Annotated in this window: 14 protein-coding genes and 1 pseudogene; 5 read left to right on the top strand and 10 right to left on the bottom strand. The window is 72.3% G+C overall.

The window, feature by feature from the left end; genetic code table 11:
* Window positions 1-49 precede the first annotated feature (49 nt).
* From WMF24_RS18215 to WMF24_RS18185, 7 genes and pseudogenes are all read right to left on the bottom strand, one after another.
* Window positions 50-1,348 carry a hypothetical protein gene (locus WMF24_RS18215; protein ID WP_437737694.1) on the bottom strand — a complete coding sequence of 433 codons (1,299 nt, stop codon included), beginning with the start codon at window positions 1,346-1,348 and terminating at the stop codon, window positions 50-52.
* A gap of 257 nt (window positions 1,349-1,605) precedes the next feature.
* A pseudogene (locus tag WMF24_RS18210) lies at window positions 1,606-2,635 on the bottom strand (ABC transporter ATP-binding protein).
* Window positions 2,632-3,645 (bottom strand): ABC transporter ATP-binding protein, encoded by a 1,014-nt coding sequence (locus tag WMF24_RS18205; RefSeq protein ID WP_437737693.1) that lies wholly within the window; start codon window positions 3,643-3,645, stop codon window positions 2,632-2,634. The pseudogene WMF24_RS18210 and the gene WMF24_RS18205 overlap by 4 nt, the downstream one beginning before the upstream one ends.
* A 38-nt stretch (window positions 3,646-3,683) precedes the next feature.
* Complete coding sequence (locus WMF24_RS18200; RefSeq protein WP_437737692.1) at window positions 3,684-4,769, bottom strand: ABC transporter permease; 1,086 nt, start codon at window positions 4,767-4,769, stop codon at window positions 3,684-3,686.
* 2 nt (window positions 4,770-4,771) lie between these two features.
* Window positions 4,772-5,692, bottom strand: a complete 921-nt coding sequence (locus tag WMF24_RS18195; protein ID WP_437737691.1) for an ABC transporter permease — start codon at window positions 5,690-5,692, stop codon at window positions 4,772-4,774.
* A 223-nt stretch (window positions 5,693-5,915) separates the two neighbouring features.
* Window positions 5,916-6,281, bottom strand: a complete 366-nt coding sequence (locus WMF24_RS18190) for a glutaredoxin domain-containing protein (protein WP_437737690.1) — start codon at window positions 6,279-6,281, stop codon at window positions 5,916-5,918.
* A 98-nt stretch (window positions 6,282-6,379) separates the two neighbouring features.
* A complete protein-coding gene (locus WMF24_RS18185) occupies window positions 6,380-7,348 on the bottom strand; it encodes a quinone oxidoreductase family protein (RefSeq protein WP_437737689.1) in 969 nt (322 codons plus the stop codon).
* 115 nt (window positions 7,349-7,463) lie between these two features.
* On the opposite strand from WMF24_RS18185, the gene WMF24_RS18180 reads away from it, so the two are divergent.
* The 4 genes from WMF24_RS18180 (at window position 7,464) to WMF24_RS18165 (ending at window position 13,021) form a co-directional block, all read left to right on the top strand.
* Window positions 7,464-8,996 (top strand): GH1 family beta-glucosidase, encoded by a 1,533-nt coding sequence (locus WMF24_RS18180; RefSeq protein ID WP_437737688.1) that lies wholly within the window; start codon window positions 7,464-7,466, stop codon window positions 8,994-8,996.
* Window positions 8,997-9,144: 148 nt separating this feature from the next.
* Window positions 9,145-10,578, top strand: a complete 1,434-nt coding sequence (locus WMF24_RS18175) for a hypothetical protein (protein WP_437737687.1) — start codon at window positions 9,145-9,147, stop codon at window positions 10,576-10,578.
* A 35-nt stretch (window positions 10,579-10,613) separates the two neighbouring features.
* Window positions 10,614-11,465: a ketopantoate reductase family protein gene (locus tag WMF24_RS18170; protein ID WP_437737686.1), complete on the top strand. Its 852-nt coding sequence runs from the start codon at window positions 10,614-10,616 to the stop codon at window positions 11,463-11,465.
* A gap of 383 nt (window positions 11,466-11,848) precedes the next feature.
* The gene (locus WMF24_RS18165) at window positions 11,849-13,021 is read left to right on the top strand and encodes a hypothetical protein (protein WP_437737685.1); all 1,173 of its coding nucleotides are present in this window, start codon (window positions 11,849-11,851) and stop codon (window positions 13,019-13,021) included.
* A 25-nt stretch (window positions 13,022-13,046) separates the two neighbouring features.
* On the opposite strand, the gene WMF24_RS18160 is transcribed toward WMF24_RS18165, so the two are convergent.
* Complete coding sequence (locus WMF24_RS18160; protein WP_437737684.1) at window positions 13,047-13,985, bottom strand: fibro-slime domain-containing protein; 939 nt, start codon at window positions 13,983-13,985, stop codon at window positions 13,047-13,049.
* Window positions 13,986-14,186: 201 nt separating this feature from the next.
* Window positions 14,187-14,903, bottom strand: a complete 717-nt coding sequence (locus WMF24_RS18155; RefSeq protein WP_437737683.1) for an SDR family oxidoreductase — start codon at window positions 14,901-14,903, stop codon at window positions 14,187-14,189.
* Between the two features lie 61 nt (window positions 14,904-14,964).
* Between WMF24_RS18155 and WMF24_RS18150 the strand changes: the two genes are divergently transcribed.
* The gene (locus WMF24_RS18150) at window positions 14,965-15,852 is read left to right on the top strand and encodes a LysR family transcriptional regulator (RefSeq protein ID WP_437737682.1); all 888 of its coding nucleotides are present in this window, start codon (window positions 14,965-14,967) and stop codon (window positions 15,850-15,852) included.
* A gap of 27 nt (window positions 15,853-15,879) precedes the next feature.
* Here the strand turns inward: WMF24_RS18150 and WMF24_RS18145 are convergent, their stop codons facing one another.
* Entirely contained in the window at window positions 15,880-18,273 is a 2,394-nt protein-coding gene (locus tag WMF24_RS18145; protein ID WP_437737681.1) for a glycoside hydrolase family 31 protein, read from the bottom strand.
* Window positions 18,274-18,318: the final 45 nt, after the last annotated feature.

The raw sequence follows: 18,318 nt of genomic DNA, 5'->3' as shown, positions 1-18,318 counted from the left end.
TCGCCCTCGTCCGAGCACCGCTCCAGACCGGAGCATGCTCGTCCGAACGTCACTTCTCCTGCGGGTCGGGGCGCGGAAGGCCGCGCTCGTCGAACAGGAGCGCGATGTCGACATGGAACTGGGCCCTGCGAGAGGACGGCGGCCCGCGATGCGAGGGCGGCGGCGGCGTGGGGTAGCGCCCGCTCGCCTCCTCTCCCGGCGCCCCGGACGCCAGCGCCTCGTGCGGCGAGCACACCGCGGCCGGCTCGACGCCCGCCACCTCGCGCCGTGAGTCAGTCGCCGCCCCCTGCGACACCGGCACCGTCGTCGCCCGCCGCGCCCCCGGTACCGCCGCCTGCGACGGCGGCGCCAGCGTTTCCCTCCGAGGCGGCTCCACGATCGCCTGCGCGTCTCGCCGCGAGCTCGGCGCTGCTGGCCACGACGGCGGCGCTGCCGGCCACGACGACCGCATTGCCGGCCGCGAGCTCGGCGTCAACGGCCGCGAGCTCGGCGCCGACGGCCGCGAGCTCGGCGCCGACGGCCGCGAGCTCGGCGCCGACGGCCGCGACGACGGCGCGAGCGCCTCCCGCCGCGCGCTCGCCACCGCTGCCTGCGCCTCCCGCGCCGCATACCCGCCGGCCCGCTGCGTGACCGGCGCCGGCGTGTCCCGCCGCGCGTAGGGCGCGGCAGGCGGCACCTCCCGCGCCGCATACCCGCCCGGCTGCGAGCCCACCACCGGCGTGTCCCGCCGCGGGTACGCGTGCGCCGGCGGCGCCGGCGGCACCGACGTCTCCCGCCGCGCGTACACGACGCCGCCCGGCGCCGGCGGGTCGCGCCGCGGCCGCGACGACGCCGGCCCCGCCCTGAACCCCGCCATCACCCCGAGCCGCTCCGATCGCGGCCCAGCCGCCTCGACGGGCCGCTGCGCCGCCACGGCGGCCGCCACGCGCTCGCGGTACCCGTGCTCCTCGGCGCCCGCGCTCCGCGGCCCCGAGCGCGGCAGCGGCGTCGCCTCCGCGTCGCGCCGCGGGTCCGCCGTCATCACGCCGATGCTCCACCGCTCGGAGCGCGGCCCGGACGACCCCTCGTCCCCGGGCATCAACGAGTAGCGCCCCGGCGTGAGCTGCCTCGTGCGCTGCTTGCGGCTCTCGCGCGCCGCCGTCGTCAGCATCGCCCCGAGCTCGTCGTCCGTCAGCGCCTCGTCGACGCGGACGAGCGTGCTGAGCACATCGCGCGCGATGTCCTCGAACCCCTCCGGCGCGAGCGCGTAGGTCGACGATGTCACAACGATCGCCACCGGCCGGCGCTCCTCCGCGAGCGCCGCGGCCATCGAGACCGGACACGCCTTGACAATGATGCCGACATCCATCGCCGCCGCCTGGCAGCGCTCTAACAGCGCCTGGTCGCCGCCGATGAGAAGGGCCGTCGGGATCTGGGCGCGAAGCGTGGCGTCAGAAATGCGCGGCATCGGTCCAAGGATCCTAACCTCCCTGCCCCAAACAGAGGTCAGGAAAATCCTGTCATCGGACATTCCCCGTCATGTCTGGATAGCGGGCTCAGCCGCTATCGGGCATCACGCGCCCTCGCTGTCGACAGATGTCGGGCATCACGCGCCACCGGATCACCCTACGGATGCGTAGGTACAGTGGGTAACTCGGTGAGGTGGCAAGCGGCCCAGTGCCCCGGACGACGCTCTTCCAGCAGGGGTGCTTCCACGCTGCACCGCTCCATCGCATAAGGACAGCGGGTGTGAAAATGGCACCCCGAGGGCGGGTTCAGCGGACTCGGCACTTCCCCGACGAGCGTCAGGCGGCGCCGCTTGCGCTCCACGTCGGGATCCGGGACGGGCACCGCCGAGAGCAGCGCCTGCGTGTACGGATGCTGCGGCGAGCGGAACAGCGCGTCCGGGCGGGCGCGCTCGACGATCCGGCCGAGGTACATCACCGCGATCTCGCTTGACAGGTGGCGGACCACCGCGAGGTCGTGCGCGACGAACACGTACGTGAGCGACAGCTCGCGCTGGAGCGAGGCGAGGAGGTTGACGATCTGCGCCTGGATGCTCACGTCGAGCGCGCTGACCGGCTCGTCCGCGATCACGAGCTTCGGCTTCAGCGCGAGCGCGCGGGCGATGCCGATCCGCTGCCGCTGGCCGCCGGAGAACTCGTGCGGGTAGCGCCGCATGTACGACGGCGAGAGCCCCACCAGTTCCATGAGGCGCGCCACCTCGCGGAGCGCCTCGTCCCGCGATCCCACGAGCTCGTGGGTGAAGAGCGGCTCGGCGATGAGGTCGTGGACCGTCATGCGCGGGTTCAGGCTCGCGTACGGGTCCTGGAAGATCATCTGCATCTCGCGGCGCGCCTTGCGCAGCGCGCGCGTCGAGCGTCAGGATCTCCCGGCCGTCGATCTTCACGCTCCCCGACGTGGGCGGCACGAGGCGGAGGATCCCCCGCCCCGTCGTCGACTTGCCGCAGCCGGACTCGCCGACGAGGCCCAGCGTCGCGCCGCGCTCGACGTCGAACGAGACGCCGTCGACGGCGCGCACGGTGCCGACCTGCCGCTGGAGGAGGCCGCGCCGCACCGGGAAGTGGATCTTCAGGTCGCGCACCGACAGGAGCGGCGCGCCCTGCGGCAGAGGGGTTGCGGCGGCGGCGGTCATCGCGCTCCTCCAGAGACGTCCTCGACGTGGCACCGCACGACGTGGAGCGCCTTCCTGTCGCCCTCTCCCGAGACGACGCGCGGCGGCGGCGCCTCCTCGCGGCACGCGGCGACGGCGTGCGCGCAGCGCGGGTGGAACGGGCAGCCCGGCGGCAGCTTCGCGAGCGACGGCGGCATCCCGGGGATCGGGACGAGGTCCGCGCCGCGCGCGTCGTCGAGCCGCGGGATCGAGCGCGCAAGGCCGATCGTGTACGGGTGGCGCGGGGCGTGGAAGATCGCGCCGACCGGCCCCTCCTCGACGATGCGCCCGGCGTACATGACCGCCACGCGGTCGGCCATCTTCGCGACGACGCCGAGGTCGTGCGTGATGAGGAGCACGGCCGCCCCGACCGCCTCCTTGCGCTCGCGGATGAGGTCGAGGATCTGCGCCTGGATCGTGACGTCGAGCGCCGTCGTCGGCTCGTCCGCGATGAGCAGGTCGGGGTCGCAGAGCAGCGCCATCGCGATCATCACGCGCTGCCGCATCCCGCCCGAGAGCTGGTGCGGGTAGTCGTCGATGCGCGACGCAGCCGCCGGGATGCCCACCGCCTGCAGGATCTCGACGCTGCGCCGGCGGGCCTCGGCGCGCGCCATGCCGCGGTGGAGCTCCAGCACCTCGATGAGCTGCTCGCTCACCCGCAGGTAGGGGTTCAGCGACGTCATCGGGTCCTGGAAGATCATCGCGATGCGGTCGCCCCGGATGCGCTCCATCCGCGCCTCGCTCGCCTCCACGAGGTCCTCGACGACGCCCCGCTCGGACTCGAGGAGGATCTGGCCGCCGACGATCCGGCCCGGCGGATCGGGGATGAGCCGCAGGAGCGACAGGCTCGTCACGCTCTTTCCCGAGCCCGACTCGCCGACGATCCCGAGCACCTCGCCGCGGTCGACGCTGAAGGAGATGCCGTCGACCGCGCGGACAACCCCCTCCTCGGTGAAGAAGTGGGTCTTCAGGTTCTTGACCTCGATCAGCATGGTTCGTCTGGGCGCGCGCGGCGTGGGGACGCGGCCCTTCAGTCCTTTCGGATGCGTGGATCGAGGGCGTCGCGGAGCCCGTCGCCGAGGAAGTTGAAGCAGATCAGCGTGAGCGCCAGCATGAGCGCCGGGAAGATGAGCTGCCAGGGGTAGAGGTCCATCGCGTCGGCGCCCGTGGACGCGAGCAGGCCCCAGCTCGAGAGCGGCTCCTGCGTGCCGAGGCCGAGGAAGCTGAGGAACGCCTCGGTCATCATCACCTCGGGGATGGTCAGCGTCGTGTAGACGATGATCGGGCCGAGCGCGTTCGGCACGAGGTGCCGGAAGATCAGCGCCGCGTGGCCGACGCCGATCGAGCGCGCCGACTCGATGAACGGCTGGCTGCGCAGCGCGATCACCTGGCCGCGGACGATGCGGGCCATCGTGAGCCACGAGATGCCGCCGAGCGCCCCGAAGACGACGACGATCTGGAAGATGGGGAAATAGCTCGGGTCGGACGGGTCCTTCACGACGAGGCCGAGCACGGCCTGCCAGGCGCGGTAGAGGACGGTCTGGTCGTTCGCGAAGAAGACCATCAGCAGGATGACGAGGATGAGGAACGGGAACGTGTAGAGCACGTCCACGATGCGCATCATGATCGCGTCGACCTTGCCGCCGAAGTAGCCGGCGATGCCGCCCCAGCTCACGCCGATGACGAAGCTCACGAGCGTGGCGACGACGCCGACGGCGAACGAGATGCGCCCGCCGAAGAAGACGCGCGCCATCAGGTCGCGGCCGAAGTAGTCGGTGCCCATCCAGTGCTCGAGCGACGGCGGCTGCGCGCCGAGCTTGAGGTCGGCCTTGTCGTACCGGTAGCTCGAGAGCTCGGGGACGAGGACGCAGGCGACGACCATCGCGACGAGCACGGCGCCGCAGACGACCGCCGCGCGGTTCTTGCGGAGCCGCCGCCACGCGTCGCGCCCGAGGCTCGACCCCTGCTCGAGCTCGTCGAGCCGCAGCGGGCCTGCCGGGCGCGGGGCGGCGCCGCCGGGCACGGCGGGCAGATCGCCGGGGGCCGCGGGCGAGGCGCCCGGCGGTCGAGGGCCGACGGGCGCGGCGGCGGGCGGCGGGGGGGCGGCGGGCGCCATGGTCAGCGCAGCTCCACGCGCGGGTCGATGAAGGCGTACGCCACGTCGACGAGCGCGTTGAAGAGCATGAGCAGGAAGCCGTAGACGAGCATGACCCCCATCACGAGGTTGTAGTCGCGGTTCGTGGCCGCCTCGACGAAGTAGCGGCCCATGCCGGGGATGTTGAAGATCTTCTCGACGACGAGGGAGCCGACGAGCAGGCCGCTGAAGCCGGGGCCGAGGAAGCTCACGACCGGGAGCAGCCCGCCCCGGAGCGCGTGCTTCAGGACGACCTTGCGCTCCGAGAGCCCCTTGGCGCGCGCGGTGCGGATGAAGTCGGAGCGGATCACCTCGAGCATCCCGCCGCGCGTCAGCCGGGCGATGTAGGCGGCCACGGGGAGCCCGGCGCAGATGATCGGGAGCACCATGTGCCGCCACGTCTCCCACCGCGCCACCGGGAACCAGTAGAGCTTGAGCGAGAAGACGAGCATGAGCAGCGGCGCGAGCACGTACCGCGGCACGCTGAGGCCGATCATGGCGACCGCCATGGCTGCGGTGTCCTTCCAGGTGTTCTGGCGGATCGCCCCGATGATGCCGAGGGGGATGCCCATGGCGAGGGCGAACAGCATCGCCCAGAACCCGAGCTGCATGGACACCGGCAGGCTGAGCGCGATGATCTCGTTGACGGTGCGGTTCGGGTACTTGAACGTCGGGCCCAGGTCGCCTTTCGTGACGAGCGCAAGCAGCCAGTCGCCATACTGCTTCAGCACCGGATCGTTCAGGTGGTACTTGGCGTCGAGCTGCCGCTGGACCTCGACGGGCACGGCCCGCTCCTGGTCGAACGGCCCGCCCGGCACGATGCGCACCAGGACGAAGACGAGCGTGGCGACGAGGAAGAGGGTGGGAATGATGGAAAGCAGCCGCTTGATGGCGTAGGTGCTCACAGGGCGCGACCTCCCGGCCCTCGGGCCGCGCCGCTCCCCCCGTCATCCGGCCGTCTTCCGTGGATCCCGAGCGATGTCACGAGGTGCCTCCGTGCTGCCGTCCTTCAGCGGGGCGACGGCCGCGAGGGCGCGCCGCGACTTCCCGCATATCACGGAATCGCCGGCCAGCGCGGCGTTTCGCGCGTCGCCCTCGAGCCGCGCGGCGGCGCGCCTCCGCGCCCGTTCACGGCTGCGGCTTGAGCTTGCCCTGATCGCGGAGCTTCACGAGATCGGCGTACCCGCCCTCGAGGACGCCGCCGATGAACACCATGGGGAACGTCGGGAAGCCGGCCCAGAGCTTGATGGCGAGCCGCTCTTTCCACTTCGATAGGTAACTGCCGTACTCCAGGTAGGTGTATTTCACGCCCTCTTGTTCGAGCAGCGACCGCACCTTCTTCACGAACGGATTCTGGGCCATCCCGACGACGACCACCTGGTCGCGGCTCACCGCCGCCGCGACCTCGTCGATGATCGCGCGGTGGAAGCCGGCGACCTGAGACTTCACCGCCTCGGATACCTTCTCGGGAGCAAGCGTGGGACGTTCAGCCATGGCGAGTGCACCTCCGCGCCGGCAGGCTAGCGGCGCGGAGGTCGCGCGGTCAACGGCGGGATCCGCGCGGCGCCGGCGCGGAATGGGGGCAGTCCGCGCTACGGGATGAGCAGCACCTTCCCCGTCGTCGCCCGCCCGGCGAGCGCGCGGTGCGCCTCGGCGGCCTCGGCGAGGGGGTACGTGGCGCCGATCGAGATCGTGAGGTCTCCGCGGGCGATCGCGCCGAGCACGTCGGCGGCGCGCTCGATCAGCTCATCGCGCGTGGCGGTGTAGTGCTGGAGGCTCGGGCGCGTGAGGTAGAGCGACCCCTTCTGGTTCAGGATCTGCGGGTCGAACGAGGACACCGGCCCGCTCGACTGGCCGAAGAGCACCAGCATGCCGCGCGGGCGCAGCGCGCCCAGGCTCTTCGCGAACGTGTCGTGCCCGACGCCGTCGTAGACGACATCGACGCCGGCGCCGCCCGTGAGCCGGCGCGCCTCGGCCTCGAAGTCGGCCTGCGTGTACAGGATCACCTCGTCGGCGCCGGCCCCGCGCGCGAGCCGCGCCTTCTCCTCGGTGGAGACGGTGCCGAACACGCGCGCGCCGAGCCGCTTCGCCATCTGGCAGAGGAGCAGGCCGACCCCGCCCGCGGCGGCGTGGACGAGGCACGTGTGGCCGGGCCCGAGCGGGAACGTGGAGCGCACGAGGTACTGCGCGGTGATGCCCTGGAGCATCGCGGCCGCCGCCTGCTTGGCGCCGACGCCCGGGGGCACCGGCACGAGCTTCGCGACAGGGACGCGGACGTGCGTGGCGTACGAGCCGGGGCCGCCGGTCCACGCGACCTCGTCCCCCACCCTCACCTCGGTGACGCCGGGCCCCACGGCCTCGACGCGCCCCGCGCCCTCGAGCCCGAGCGGTATGGGCGGCTCGATCTTGTACTGGCCGCTCCGCTGGTAGATGTCGATGAAGTTCACCCCCGCGGCCTCGACGCGGACCACGGCCTCACCAGGGCCGGGCGCGGGCGTCGGGTGCTCCTCGAGCGTCATCACCTCGGGGCCGCCGGCGGATTTCGGTCGGATCGCGCGCATGCCGACCATGTGGGCGAGCCGGCGCGGGCCGTCAAGCGACGGGCGCGCGCGTCGACGCGCGTCGAACCCGTTGCTGTCCACTTGCTGTCCACCGGGCGCCGTGGATGATGCGCCCATGTCCGCTCCCAATCCTTCCGAGTCGCTCACCCAGCACAACGCCTCTGGAGCCTCGCCCGCCGCGGCAGCCTCGTCGGCCGCCGCGCCCGCGGCCCCGCCGGCCGCCTCGGCCGGCGCCGGCCGAGAAGGCGCCACGGCCGCGCCGTTTCCCGCGGACTTCCTGTGGGGCACCGCCACCGCGGCCTACCAGATCGAGGGCGCCGCCGCCGAGGACGGCCGCGGCCCGTCGGTGTGGGACGTCTTCTCGAACACCCCCGGGAAGGTCTTCGAGGGCCACACCGGCAACGTCGCGTGCGACCACTACCACCGTTACAAGGAGGACTGCGCGCTGCTCGCGGAGCTCGGGGTCAAGAGCTACCGCTTCAGCGTCTCGTGGACGCGGATCCTCCCGGAGGGCACGGGCAAGGTCAATGCGAAGGGGCTCGACTTCTACGATCGCCTCGTCGACGAGCTGCTCCGCCTCGGCATCGTGCCGATGTGCACGCTGTTCCACTGGGACTTCCCCCAGGCGCTCCAGGATCGCGGCGGGTTCCTCCAGCGCGACGTCGCCGACTGGTTCGCCGATTACACGACCATCGTCGCGAAGCGGCTCGGCGATCGCGTGCCGTGGTGGGTGACGCAGAACGAGCCGCAGGCCTTCATCGGCAACGCGCTCCTCAACGGGGTCTTCGCGCCCGGGCTCAAGCTGCCGTACCGCGAGTACCTGACCGCGGCCCACAACCAGATGCGCGCCCACGGCAAGCAGGTGGACGCCCTGCGCGCCGCCGCCGGCCGCGCCAAGGTCGGCTACGTGCTCGCGACGCAGGTGCAGCGCCCGGCGACGGAGGACCCGGGCGACGTCGAGGCCGCGCGGGAGGCCATCTTCTCGGTCTACGACAGGCACCCGTGGAACAACGCCTGGTGGATCGCCCCGGTGCTCGAGGGCCGGTATCCGGAGAGCGGCCTCGAGGTCTTCGGCAGCGACATGCCCGAGTTCCCCGCCAGCGACTTCGACCAGATCAAGCGGCCGCTCGACTACCTCGGCCTCAACATGTACACGTCGGGCACGTGGCGGCGGGGCAAGGACGGCAGGCCCGAGCGCGTGGCCTCCCCGCCCGGCTACCCGCGCGCGACGCTCGACTGGCTGCAGGTGGTGCCGAGCACCCTGTACTGGGGATCCAGGTTCTTCTGGGAGCGCTACAAGCTGCCCATCGGGATCACCGAGCACGGCACCGCCACGCGCGATCAGGTCTTCCTCGACGGCAAGGTGCACGACCCGCAGCGCATCGACCTCATGCACCGCTACCTCCTCGGCCTCTCGCGGGCGGTGAAGGAGGGAGTCCCGGTGCTCGGGTACTGGGCCTGGTCGCTGCTCGACAACTTCGAGTGGGCCGAGGGCTACAAGGACCGCTTCGGGCTCGTCTACGTCGACTACGAGACCCAGCGCCGCATCCCGAAGGACTCGTACTCCTGGTACAAGCAGGTCATCGCGACGAACGGCCGATCGCTCCTCGGGCCGACCGCCGTCGCCTGGGACAACGTGACCGGTTGAGCCGCAAAGGCCGCGCGGCCCGCTCGCGACACCTGGCCGCGCGGCCTCATCGCGCGCCGCGCCGGGCGCGCCGGGAGCTCGTTTCCGTCTCCTGCCCTCCCCCTGCGCCGCCTTCGCCGGTGGTACCCTGCGGGGCCGGGAGACAGGGATGAACAGAAGAGGTTCCGAACCGAGGTGTGTTTCTCTGCTCGTCGCGCTGGTCCTCTCCGGCTGCGGCGCGAGGAGCAGCCTCGACATCGAGGCGTCGACCCCCGGCGAGCGCGGCAGCGCCGGGACCGGCGGCGCTCGCGCGTGCGCGCCTGGCTGCCTCGCGCTCGGTTTCGCCCGTCAATTCGGTCACGCCGAGCCGCTGGGCCTCGCCGTCGACGCCCACGGCAACATCCTCGTGACGGGGTACTTCGAGGGCGCTGTCGACTTCGGAGGCGGCCCTCTCCTGAGCTCGGGCATGAGCGACGTGTTCGTCCTCAAGCTCGATCCGCTCGGCAACCACCTCTGGAGCCGGCGGTTCGGCGATGCCCCCTCTGCCATACCCGACATCCAGAGCGGCCAGTCGATCTCGACCGACGCGTCCGGGCAAATCATCGTCGGGGGCCGCTTCGGTCGGTCGATCGATATCGACGGGGCTCCCGTGACGAGCGAGGGGGGATCGAGCGGCTTCGTCGTCGCGCTCGACGCCGCGGGCGGCCACGTCTGGAGCAGGTACATCCACGCGCGGTCCGCAGGCGTCGGCGGCGTCGCCGTCCATCCGGCGGGCGGCGTCGTGATCACGGGCGACTACGCGGGGACGATGGATCTCGGCGGCGGCCCCCTCACCGGCGCGCAGAGCGTCTTCGCTGCCAGGCTCGACGCCTCGGGCGGCCACGTCTGGAGCAGGAGCTTCGGCCGGCAGGCCGCGCACGAACCCACCGTGGCCCTGGACGCGGCGGGGAACGTCGCGCTCGGCGGCAACTTCGACGATGTCATCGATTTCGGCGGCGGTCCGCTCACGTCCGCGGGGTTTCTGGAAAACGGCCCGTCGACCGATGTCTACGTCGCCTCGCTCGGCCCGGACGGCGCGCACCGGTGGAGCCGGAACCTCGGCGGCGTGGAGGGCGAGATGCACCTCGGGACGGCCGTGGATGGCGCGGGCAACGTGGCCTCGCTCGGCTTCTTCACGGGGACGCTCGAGTTCGACGGCGCCACGCTGACGAGCGACGGGTACGACGTGTTCGTCACAAAGGCCTCTGTGGACGGCGCGCCGCTGTTCGCGAGGCGCTTCGCGGCGGCGAGCGCGCTCGCCGCCGACGCCGCCGGCAACACCTGGCTGACCGGCACCTTCACGTCGGACGCGGACTATGGCTGCGGTCCGCTGACCCCGCGCCAGGTGGGGCTCTTCGTCGCCGGCCTCGACCCGCGCGGCGACGGCCTGTGCAGCGCCTCGTTCGAGCCTTCGGAGTTCGGAGGTCTGTCCGCCATCGCCGTCGACCCCGCGGGATCCCTGGTTGTCGCGGGGACCTTTCAGGGCACGATCGATCTTGGCGACGGGCCGATCTCCAGCCCTCCGATGCAGCAGTCGATGCTCGTCGTGAAGCTCATCCCGTGAACGCGCCGGGCCCGGCATGAGCTATCTTGCGCCCCATGAAGATTGCCATCGTTGGAACTGGCGGGATCGGGAGCACGTTCGCGTTGCAGCTCGCGCGAGCGGGGCACGAGGTCACGGTGGTTGCCCGCGGAAAGCGGCTCGAGCAGCTGCAGCGGGACCAGGCCATCGTGACCGCCGCGGGGGAGCGCGCTGCTGTGCGCGTGAGCGCTGCGCTCGACGCGACGACGGCGTGGGACCTGGCGCTCGTGACGGTGCTCGCGCCGCAGGTGGACGCGGTGCTGCCCGCGCTGGCCGGCAGCTCGGCGAAGACGGTCATGTTCATGTTCAACACCTTCGAGCCGCTGGCTCGTCTCCGGGACGCGGTGGGCCCGGCGCGCTTCGCCTTCGGCTTCCCTGCGATCCTGGCGAGCCTCGATGAAGGCAAGCTGACCTCCAAGATCGTCACCCGAGGCCTGCTCACGACGGTGACGGACGCGGCGTGGGCGAAGGTCTTCACGGAAGCGGGCATCCCCGCGGTCGTGCATCCCGACATGGAGAGCTGGCTGCGCGCGCATGCGGCGGCCGTCGTGCCGGTGATGGTCGCCACCGTCACGGCGCACACGCGCCAGGCAGGCGTGTCGTGGACCGAAGCGATGGGCCTGGCGCGCGCCATGGAGGAAGGATTCCGTCTCGTGCGCCAGCTCGGAAACACCATCACACCGGAGCCGGTCGCGGCGCTGAGCCGCCTGCCCACGCCGGTGCTCGCCACACTCCTGTGGACCTCCACCAGGATCGAGGCCATGCGCAAGCTGGGCGCCGCGGGGCCCGGCGAGCCGCGCGCGCTGATCGACGCGATGGCCGCCGCGGCCCCCGGCCAGACGCCGGCGCTGCTCGCCATCCGCCCCTGAAGCGGCCAGTCCGATCGGCCGTCGAGGCGAGGGACCGGGCTCCTGCGCAGGAACGCTCCGCGGCTCCCGTGCGAATGGGTTAGTCTCTGCCTCTTTGCGCGAGCGCGCGCCCGCGCACAGGCGCTCACAAAGGACAACAGGATATGGCCCTACGCAACGTTGTAGCTCCCCTCACCGCGACAACCGTGATGTTCCTCGCCGCGTGCGATCCCGGCGATCCCCCGCCCGCCGCGGGCTCGGGTGGGGCCGGCGGCTCGGGTGGGGCCGGCGGTACGGGCGGTGTGGCCGAGCCGCAGTGTGGCGCGCCGTCCGGCGGACCGACCGTCCACGAGGGCGACGTGAATGAGAGCGAGACCTGGACCGCGGAGGGCAGCCCACATATCGTGAGCTTCCCTGTCCGCCTCCGGCCCGGCGTGACGCTCACGATCGAGCCCTGCGCCGAGGTCCTGCTCGAGGAGGACACCGGCATCGCCGTGATGGACGAGGGCGCCGAGCTGAAGGCCGAGGGCACGGAGGCGCGGCCCATCGTGTTCCGCGGCAGCGAGGGCGCCCGCTGGAACGACGTCCACGTCGCCTGGCCGGGCAAGGCGACCCTGCGGCACGTGCTCCTGGAGGGCGGCGGCGGCGACCGCTTCCACGCGAACGCGACGCTCTCCGCCTACGGCGGCTCCGTGACCCCCGCGGTGCCGGCCCTGCTCGTCGACAACGTGACGGTGCGCGGGTCGCTCGGCGCCGGGGTGCTCCTCTCGCGGGCGTCGTCGTTCGCCGAGGGCTCGACGGATCTCGTGATCACCGAGAGCGGCAGCGAGGAGCACCCGTATCCGCTCGAGCTCGGCGAGCAGGCGCTCGGCTCGATCCCGACCGGCGTGTACACCGGCAACCGCAAGGACGAGATCCTGATCCAGGACGAGGGTGCCAATCAGACCTCGGGCCTGCAACAGGACACGACCCTTCGCGACCGAGGCGTCCCCTACCACTTCGGGGACTGGAGGGACGCCCGCTTCAACATCGGCGGCGGCGGCGAGGGAGCGCCCCTGACGACGCTCACCATCGAGCCCGGCGTCACCATCCGCTTCGAGCCCGGCAACTTCATGCAGATCGAGCGGTTCACCGGCGAGTTCGCGGCGAGCGGCGCCCTCCGCGCCGTGGGCACGCCGGAGAGGCCCATCGTCTTCACCTCGGCGGCGGAGAGCCCCGCGCCCGGCGACTGGGGAGGCCTCTGGTACGGCGGCATCCCGCGCGACGGGAACGTCCTCGAGAACGTCATCGTCGAGTATGCGGGTTACGACTGCGGCTGCAGCCTTCTCTCGTGCAACGACATCTCGGAGTTCGAGGGCGCGGTCATCTTCACCCAGCCGCCGAGCAGCGCGTTCATCAAGGGATCGACGTTCCGCCACATCGCCGGCCACGGCGTCACCCGCGGCTGGAACGGCACCGCGGGGCCCGATTTCGTCACCGGAAACACCTTCGAGGACGTGAGCGGCTGCGAGCAGACGCGGCCCTGGGTCGAGGGTCAATCGTGCCCTGACCCGGAGCCCCCCTGCCCGGAGGGCTGATCGCGGGCCGAGCGGGCCCCGGGCGTCAGCGCGGGACCTCGACGGGCACGAAGCAGGAGATGTTCGTCTCGATGTGGAAGTTCGACCCGTCGGTGTGGCGCTCCGCGTGGAAGATATCCATCGCGTAGGTGTTGCCCGGGTAGATGCCGAGCGCCTGGGCCTGGGCGTCGAAGTCGATGACGCCCGACTCGGGCCCGTGCATGCTGCCGAGGTCGAGGGCGAGCTTGCCGTTGATGAAGATCCACATGTCGTCGTCGCCCCGGAAGCTGAACTTCTGGCCGGCGACGTAGCCGAACTTCAGGTGGATCTCGGTGGTGAAGAGGAAGTTCTGGTTCTTGTGGTTGGGCGGGGTGATCCCGAACCCCTCCTCGGGGGCCAGCGGGAAGAAGTCCGTGCTGTCGAAGATGTACTGACCCGATCCAGGCGGAGACTCCTGGAGAGCGAGCTCCTTCTCGAAGCTCATGTTCACGCCCGGCACGTCACGGTACCACTGGTCGAACGTGTCCTTGCTGGTGATGACGACCTCGTTCCGGGTCCCATCGCAGTCGAGCGGGGTCGCGAGGTTCGGAGGGCAGCCGACCGAGTCGAGGAACTGCGGCTTCATCTCGCTGTCGAGCTCCGGCTTCACGAGCTTGCGGCGCACCCCGTCGCCCCGGAAGTCCATCTCGAAGTCGGGGTGTGACTCCTTGAAGTCGCGGTAGAGCACGGTGAGGACGCTCTTGCACTCCTCGCCGCCGCCCGCGCCGCCGACGCCGACGGTCACGTTCCCGCCCGCGATGGATCCGATGTCGTCACTGCCCCCGCTGCCGTTTCCCCCTGTCGGCGTCCCGGACGCCCCGCTGCTGCTGCCGGGACCGGCTGTCGTGTTGCCGTTCCCGCCGGTGTCGCCGGGCTCGACCGGCTCGGAGGAGCACGCCAGTGCGGCGACCGCGAAGGTAACAAGAAAGACAGATCGAGGGGACATGGGAGCACTCCTGGTAAAGGGTAGGACAATCATAACCCCTTGATTTTGTCAACGTTATCTCGTGCCGTGAATTTGCTTCCATCGAGGCGCACCTCTGCGCCCACGGGCTCACGGACGCGGATCCGACGGCGCTGCGCGCGCGGCTGCTCGACGAGCCCGCGTCGCGACAGCGGGGCAGCAACATGGCAGACGGCCCCGGGCTCAGACGAGCCGGTGGCCCCCGTCGACGTGCAGCACCTCGCCGGTGGTGAACCCGTTGCCCATCAGGAAGAGCGCGGCGTCGGCGATGTCCGCGGGCGCGCCGATGCGCCCGACCGGGAGGCGGCGCGCGTGCTGCGCGAAGCGTTGCTCCTTGGCAGCGCCCGCGATGGAGTCCCAGACCGGCGTGTCGATCCAGCCGGGCGACAGCGCGTTCACGCGCACCGGCGCGAGCTCGATGGCCAGGGCGCGCACGAGCGACGCGAGCGCCCCGTTCACCGCAGCGACGACCGCCCCGCCCGGCCCGGGCCGCACCGCCGCGATCCCGGTCGTGAGGACGATCGAGCCCTCGGGCTCGATCCGCGCGTGCTTGGCGACGTGCAGCGCGGCGACGAGCTTCGAGTCGATCGTCCGGCGCGCCGCGGCGATATCCATCTCTCGGATTGGCTGATAGTGGCCCTGCACCGCCGTCACGACCACGTGGCGCGCCGGCGGGTGCTCGTCGAACAGACGCCGCACGTCGGCCTCCTGCGTGACGTCGGCGGCGAACGCGCGCACGCGGCGCGCCTCCCCGAGCTCGGCCGCAGCGCCGGCGAGCTTGGCGGGCGAGCGGCTCACCAGCGTCAGAGACGCGCCGCGCGCGAGACACGCCCTGGCCACGCCGAGACCGATCCCCGACGAGCCCCCGATGACGACGACATGCTGTTGTTCAAGGTTCATGACGAAGGCGTAACGCGCGCGCCCCCGCCAGACCATGGGACGCTGTGGCATGATTCATCCCATGAATGGGATGATCTCCCTCGAGGACGTACGGCTCTTTGCGGCGGTCGCTCACCACCTGAGCTTCGTGGAGGCGGCGCGGCGCACGGGGGTGCCCACCAGCACGGTGAGCCGCCGCGTGGCGCAGCTGGAGGAGGCGCTGGGAATGCGGCTGCTCCAGCGCACGTCGCGCCGCGTGGGCCTCACCGCCGAGGGCGCGCGGCTGATCGAGCGCGCCGGGCCGCTGCTCGACGAGCTCGCGTCGGCGCTCGACAGGGCCGCCGACCGCGAGGACGAGCCCGCGGGCAGGCTCCGGGTGACGGCGCCCGTGATGACGGGCGCGCAGCGCATCGCGCCGGCGCTGTTCTCCTTCGCCGCCCGGCACCCACGCGTGACGGTGGAGCTCACGCTCACCAACGCGGTCGTCCCCCTGGTCGAGGAGGGCATCGACCTCGCCTTCCGCGCGGGGCCCGTTCAGGACGCCGAGCTCGTGGCGCGGCGCCTGTGGTCGCTCCCGTACGCGCTGGCGGCGTCGCCGCGCTTCGTGCGCCAGGCGCTCCAGGGCCGCACGCGGCTCGCGCGCGCGTCGCTCGGGGCCGTGCCCGCCGTCCTGAGCCGCCCGGGCGGCGCGTGGCGCCTGCGCCGGCGGGACGGCTCGATCGAGGAGGTCCGCCCGCGCGCGCACGTCTGCGTGAACGATCCGCGCGTGGCCATCGCCGCGGCGGCGGAGGGGCTCGGCGTCGTGTGCGCGCCCCGCGAGGTGATCGCGCAGCAGGGCAAGGCGCTCGTCGAGCTCACCGTGACGGGGCGCACGGTCGAGCCGCGCGAGCTCTTCGCGGTCTATCCGTCGCGGCGGCAGCTGCCCACGCGGGTGCGCCTGGCCCTCGACTGGGTGATGAAGCACGGCTGACCGCGCCGCGGCGCGCGGCCCCGGCCGTCAGCGCGCCCGCAGCTCGATCCGCTGCCAGTCGGCAGCGACCTCGACCTCGACGGCGCCGTCCACCACGCGGTGCGACAGCGCCCCGTCCACGGAGCGCGGCGCCGGAACCCCGTGGATGCGGAGCGTCTCCACGTCGCGCGCGGGCGGCAGCTCGCCCTTCACGCTGCGCTCGAGCGCGAGCGCGTCGCCGTCGAGCCCGCCCGAGATCTGCGTGAGGCGCCACGCGCCGTGGCCGTCGCCCTCGTCCTCGTACAGGCGGCCGCTCACCACGCTTGCCGCGTGGATGTGCCAGGTGATCTCCTCCCAGCGCGCGCTCGTCGTGTGCATCCGCGGCGCCGTGAGCGCCACCGCGCCCCCGGCGCGCAGCCACACGGGGACGACCCCGAGCGGCGCGTCGGCGATCACGTGCCGCCCGCCCTCCTCGACCTTGCCGGCGCGATCGAGGTTCGCGAAGTCGAGCCACGCGCCGGCGGGCAGGTACGCGAGCCGCTTCGACTGGCCCGGCCGGACGACCGGCGCGACGAGCAGGTCGTCGCCGAAGAGGAGCTGATCGTACGCGTGGAGCGCCTCGGCGTCGTCGGGCGCCGCGAAGGAGAGCGGCCGCAGGACCGGGAGGCCCGTCTGCGCCGCCTCGTGCATCAGCGTGTACAGCGTCGGCAAGAGCCGGTAGCGCCGCTCGAGCACCGCGCGCGCGAGGCCGAGGAACGGCTCGCCGAAGCGCCACGGCTCCTGCGCCGGCCTGCCCCGGGCCGCGTGGTTGCGCATCAGCGGGTAGAACAGCCCGGCCTGCATCCAGCGCACGAGCAGCTCGCCGTTCGCGCGGCCGACGAAGCCCGGGATGTCCGCGCCGACGAACGGCACGCCCGAGAGGCCGAAGCCGAGGAGCATCGGGATCGACGCCTCCAGGTGCGTGAAATTGCTGGCGAAATCGCCGGTCCACACGGCGGCGTAGCGCTGGATGCCGGCGAAGGCGGCGCGCGTGAGCACGAACGGGCGCCTTTCGGGCGCGTGGCGCGCGAGCCCCTCGTGGGCGGCGCGCGACATGCCGAGGCCGTAGACGTTGTGGACCTCGAGGTGGCGCCGGGCGCCGTGGCGCGCGTCGTACGGGAGCGTGCTGCCCTCGATCGTGCCGAGCCCCGAGGTGCGCCCGCCGTTCGGCGCCGGCAGGCCCCGGTCGGGCTGGACGGAGAAGCACGCCGGCTCGTTCATGTCGTTCCAGATGCCGGCGACGCCCGCGTCGAGGAACGGTTTCTGCAGATCGCCCCACCAGCGCTGCACCTCCTCGCGCGTCAGGTCCGGGAACACCGCCGGATCGGGCCACACCTCGCCGACGAGCGTGCCGCCGCGCGACAGCCGGACGAGGTAGTCCTTCGCGCGCGCCTCCTCGAAGACGGCATAGCCCTCGTCGGCCTTGATGCCGGGGTCGACGATCGTCACCAGCCGGACGCCCTCGGCCGCGAGCTCGCGCGCGAGCCCCGCGGGATCCGGGAAGCGCGAGCGGTCCCAGGTCCACACGCGGTAAGCGTCCATGTAATCGATGTCGAGGTGGACGACGTCGAGGGGGAGGCCGCGCGAGCGGTAGCCGCGGACGACGCCGCGCACGTCGTCCGCTGTCTCGTAGCCCCAGCGCGACTGGTGCGCGCCGAGGCTCCAGAGGGGCGGCATCGCCGGGTGCCCGGTGAGCGCGGCGTAGCGGCGCAGGACGTCGGCCGGGTGCGGGCCGGTTATCAGGTAGACGTCGAGCTCGGGCCCGCGCGACTCCCAGGTGACGCGGCCCGGGTCGGAGAGGGCGATGTCGACCTCCGATCGCCACGGCTCGTCGAGGAAGAAGCCCCAGGCGACCCCGCCGCGCAGCGCAACGAAGAAGGGAATCGAGGCGTAGAGCGGGTCGGACTCGACGTGCGGCGGGAAAGCGTCCGTGTTCCAGAAGGTGAAGCGCAGGCCGCGCTTGTCGAGCGGGCCGACCTTCTCACCGAAGCCGAGGTAGGCCTCGTCCGGCGGCGCCGCGAGCGCGATGCGGGCGCGGTGCTCGTCCACGGGGAAGGCGGGCCGCACCTCGCCGGAGACCCCCTCGCAGCGCGCGAGGGCGCGGCCCTCAGCGTCGCTGAAGGCCCATGTGCCCGAGGCGAGCGAGATATCGAGCGAGGCGCCCTCGGCGCTCACGTGGAGCGCGTCGCCCTCGCGGCGCGCGGAGAGCGGCAGCGCGCCCTCGGCGACCACGGCGAAGGAGCGCTTCGGGGGCAGCTCGGGGTGCGTGAAGCCCGTCGCGGCGGACGAGGGGGCGTGGCGCACGCGCAGAACGCCGGGGCCGGGACAGCGGATCTCGACGGCGGCGCGGGCGCCGGAGAGGAGCACGTGCGTCGCGCCGATCGAGGCGTCGGAGAGGTGCATGCCGCGACTCTAGTCGGGCGCCGGTGCCGCGGCCATGAATCGGCC

This window comes from Sorangium sp. So ce1335 (assembly GCF_051521615.1).
GTDB lineage: Bacteria > Myxococcota_A > Polyangia > Polyangiales > Polyangiaceae > Sorangium.
The sequence above is the reverse complement of the archived record's forward strand: the minus strand, read 5'-3'. Positions and strand labels throughout refer to the sequence as shown.